The organism is Kitasatospora sp. NPDC034035 (genome assembly GCF_055575755.1).
Genome location: NZ_JBVISA010000099.1, coordinates 1 through 4,052, shown reverse-complemented (window position 1 = coordinate 4,052; position 4,052 = coordinate 1). Strand labels below are relative to the sequence as shown.

Sequence of the window (4,052 nt, the reverse complement as noted above, 5' to 3'; positions counted from 1 at the left end):
GCGCAGTTGGAGGGTCGCAAGTCCAAGCGGCTGACGGTCAGTCATGCGTTCCACTCGCCGCTGATGGACGGCATGCTCGCGGACTTCCGTGCCGTTGCCGAGCAGGTCAGCTATGAGTCCCCGCGGATTCCGATCGTCTCCACTCTCACCGGCGCTCCTGTCTCCGCCGAGCTGACCGACGCCGAGTACTGGGTGCGCCACGTCCGTGAGGCCGTCCGTTTCGCGGACGCGGTCACCGCCCTGGAGGCGGATGGTGTCCGGACGTTCGTCGAGTTGGGCCCGGACGGTGTGTTGTCGGCGATGGGCCAGGAGTCCGTGGCCGAGGCCGCGTTCGTCCCGGTGCTCCGCGCCGGCCGCCCGGAGGCCCGCACGCTCACGGTAGCCCTGGTCCAGGCCCACGTCCGCGGCCTCGCGGTCGACTGGCCGGCCGTGTTCGCCGGTACCGGCGCGCGCCGGGTCGACCTGCCCACCTACCCCTTCCAGCGGCAGCGGTACTGGCCGCGGACACCCGTCCTGGCCGTCGGCGATGTCGCGTCGATCGGGCTCGGTGCGGCGGGGCACCCGCTGCTCGGTGCGAGTGTGGAGTTGCCGGATTCGGACGGTGTGGTGTTCACGGGCCGGCTGTCGGTGCAGTCGCACCCGTGGCTGGCCGATCACGCGGTGATGGGCGCGGTGCTGCTGCCCGGCACGGCGTTCGTCGAGCTGGCGATCCGCGCCGGTGACCAGGTCGGCTGCGGGCTGCTGGAGGAGCTGACGCTGGAGGCGCCGCTGGTGCTGCCCGAGCGCGGCGGCGTCCAGCTGCGGTTGGCGCTCGCGGGCGTGGACGAGGCGGGCCGGCGGACGCTGAGCCTGCACTCGCGCCCGGAGGAGGCCGTGGAGGGCGAGCCGTGGACGCGGCACGCCACCGGTGTGCTCGCACCCGACAGCACGGCCGCCGTCCCGTCGTTCGAGCTGGTCGAGTGGCCGCCGAGCGGTGCGGTGCCGGTTCCGGTCGACGACCTGTACGAGCGGCTGGCCGCGGCCGGGTTCGGGTACGGACCGGTGTTCCAGGGCTTGCGCGCCGCCTGGCGGCACGACGGAGACACGTACGCCGAGATCCGGCTTCCGGAGAGTGCCCACGAGGACGCCGAGCAGTACGGACTGCACCCGGCGCTGCTCGATGCCGCGCTGCACGCCCTCGGCCTGGACATCGCCGACGGCTCGACCGCGGACGGCCCCCGCCGGGCCCGTATCCCGTTCTCCTGGAACGGGGTCACCCTCTATGCCGCTGGTGCGACCGCCCTGCGCCTGCGTCTCACCGAGGCCGGGCAGGACACGGCCTCGCTGCTGCTGGCGGACGAGACCGGCCGGCCGGTGGCCGCGGTGGAGTCCCTGGTCTCCCGTGAGGTGTCCGAGGAGCAGGTGCGCAGTGCGCGCGGTGGCTTCGTCGACTTGCTGTACCGGGTGGAGTGGACGGTGCTGCCGGTGTCGCAGGCGCCGACGGGTCGGTGGGCCGTGCTGGGTGCGGGCGGGTTCGGTGCGGAGCGGTTCGCGGACCTGGCGGAGCTGGGTGCGGCGGTCGACGGCGGTTCGGGGGTTCCGGATGCGGTGTTCCTGGCGCTGGAGTCGGTCGAGGCGTCTGACGGTGTGGCCTCGGCTGTGCGCGCCGCGCTGCACGGGGTTTTGGGGACGGTGCAGGAGTGGCTGGCTGATGAGCGGTTCTCGGCGTCGCGTCTGGTCCTGGTGACCCGTGGGGCGGTCGGTGCCGAGGTCGAGGACCTGGTACACGCCCCGGTGTGGGGCCTGGTCCGCTCGGCGCAGACGGAGAACCCCGGCCGCCTCGTCCTGCTGGACCTCGACGGCGGCGACTTCTCCCGCGAGGCGCTCTCCGCCGCTCTGGCGGCCGGCGAGCCGGAGCTCGCGGTGCGCGCCGGCGCGATTCAGGTGCCGCGTCTGTCGAGGGCGGCTGCGTCCTCGGAGGCGGTGTCGGTGTTCGGGTCGTCGGGCACGGTCCTGGTGACGGGTGCGTCGGGTCTGCTGGGCGGGCTGGTGGCCCGTCACCTGGTGGTCGGGCACGGGGTGCGGAGTCTGCTGCTGGTGTCGCGTCGTGGTGCGGACGCGCCGGGTGCGGTCGAGCTGCGGGACGAGCTGACGGAGGCTGGCGCAACGGTGACGGTCGCGGCGTGCGACGTGGCCGACCGGGAGGCGCTGGCCGCGCTGCTCGCCGACCACGAGCTCTCCGGTGTGGTCCACACGGCCGGTGTCCTGGACGACGGCATCGTCACCTCGCTCACTCCCGAGCGGATCGACACCGTGCTGCGTCCGAAGGTCGACGCGGCCCTCCACCTTCACGAGCTGACGGCCGATCACCCGCTCACCGCCTTCGTGCTGTTCTCCTCCGCCGCCGGCACGCTCAGCAGCCCCGGCCAGGGCAACTACGCGGCCGCGAACGTCTTCCTGGACGCCCTCGCCGCCCAGCGCCGGGCCGCCGGACTGCCCGCCACCTCCCTCGCCTGGGGTCCGTGGGCCGACAGCAGCGGCATGGTCGGCAGCCTCGACGCGGTGGACGTCCAGCGCATGAGCCGCGGCGGCATTCACGGCCTCGGCTCCGCCGAGGGCCTCGGGCTGCTCGACGCGGCCACCGCCATCGGCAGCGCCGCCCTCGTCCCGATGCACCTGGACCTGACTGCCCTGCACGCCCAGGCCGCCGCCGGTACCCTGCCCGCCCTCCTGCGGGGCCTGATCCGGGTCCCGACCCGGCGGGTCGCCCGCGCCGGGGCGACGGCCGGCGGCTCCGAGTTGGTCGCCCGACTGCTGGCCCAGCCGGCCGCCGCCGACCGGGAGGAGACTCTCCTCGGCCTGGTCCGCTCCCGCGTCGCCGCCGTGCTCGGCTACGCCGACGGGGGTGCGGTGGAGTCCGCACGGGCGTTCAAGGAGCTGGGCTTCGACTCGCTGACCGCCGTCGAGCTGCGCAACGAGCTCAACGGCGCGACCGGCCTGCGCCTGCCCGCCACCCTCGTCTTCGACTACCCGACGCCGGGCGCCCTCGCCTCCTTCCTGCTCGCCGAACTCCTCGGCGACGACGCGGACGAGCACGCCACCGTGACCGGCGCCGGCGCCGCCCGGGCGTCCTCGGCCGCGAACGACGAGCCGATCGCGATCGTCGGCATGGCCTGCCGCTACCCCGGCGGGGTGGAGTCCCCCGAGGATCTGTGGAGCCTGGTGCTCGGGGCCGGTGACGCGATCTCCGGCTTCCCGACCGGCCGCGGCTGGGACCTCGACGGTCTCTACCACCCCGACCCCGACCACCAGGGCACCACCTACGCCCGCGAGGGCGGCTTCCTGCACGACGCGGGGCTGTTCGACCCGGAGTTCTTCGGGATCTCGCCGCGCGAGGCGTTGGCGATGGACCCGCAGCAGCGGCTGCTGCTGGAGACCTCGTGGGAGGCCGTGGAGCGTGCGGGGATCGACCCGGCGACGCTGCGCGGCAGCCGGACCGGCGTGTTCGCCGGCGTGATGTACCACGACTACGCGACCGGGATCGGCGAACTCCCCGAGGGCGTCGAGGGTTACCTCGGCACCGGTGTCTCGGGCAGCATCGCCTCGGGCCGGGTCGCCTACACCTTCGGCCTGGAGGGTCCGGCGGTCACCGTCGACACCGCCTGCTCGTCCTCGCTGGTCGCGCTGCACTGGGCGATCCAGGCGCTGCGCCAGGGCGAGTGCACGATGGCGCTCGCGGGCGGTGTCACCGTGATGGCGACGCCCGAGACCTTCGTCGACTTCAGCCGCCAGCGCGGCCTGTCGGCCGACGGCCGGTGCAAGGCGTTCTCGGCGGAGGCGGACGGCACCGGTTGGGGCGAGGGCGTCGGCATGCTCCTCGTCGAGCGGCTCTCCGACGCCCGCCGCAACGGGCACCCGGTGCTCGCGGTCGTGCGCGGCAGTGCCGTGAACCAGGACGGTGCGTCGAACGGCCTGACCGCGCCGAACGGTCCGTCGCAGCAGCGGGTGATCCGGCAGGCGTTGGCGAATGCGGGTCTGGCATCGGATCAGATCGATGCGGTGGAGGCGCACGG

At 74.1% G+C, this 4,052-nt stretch carries 1 protein-coding gene; it reads left to right on the top strand.

Annotated features, from left to right (window positions below; all coding sequences use genetic code 11):
* On the top strand, positions 1–4,052 hold a 4,052-nt coding region (locus tag ACZ52J_RS42745; protein ID WP_465626823.1), incomplete at both ends, for a type I polyketide synthase.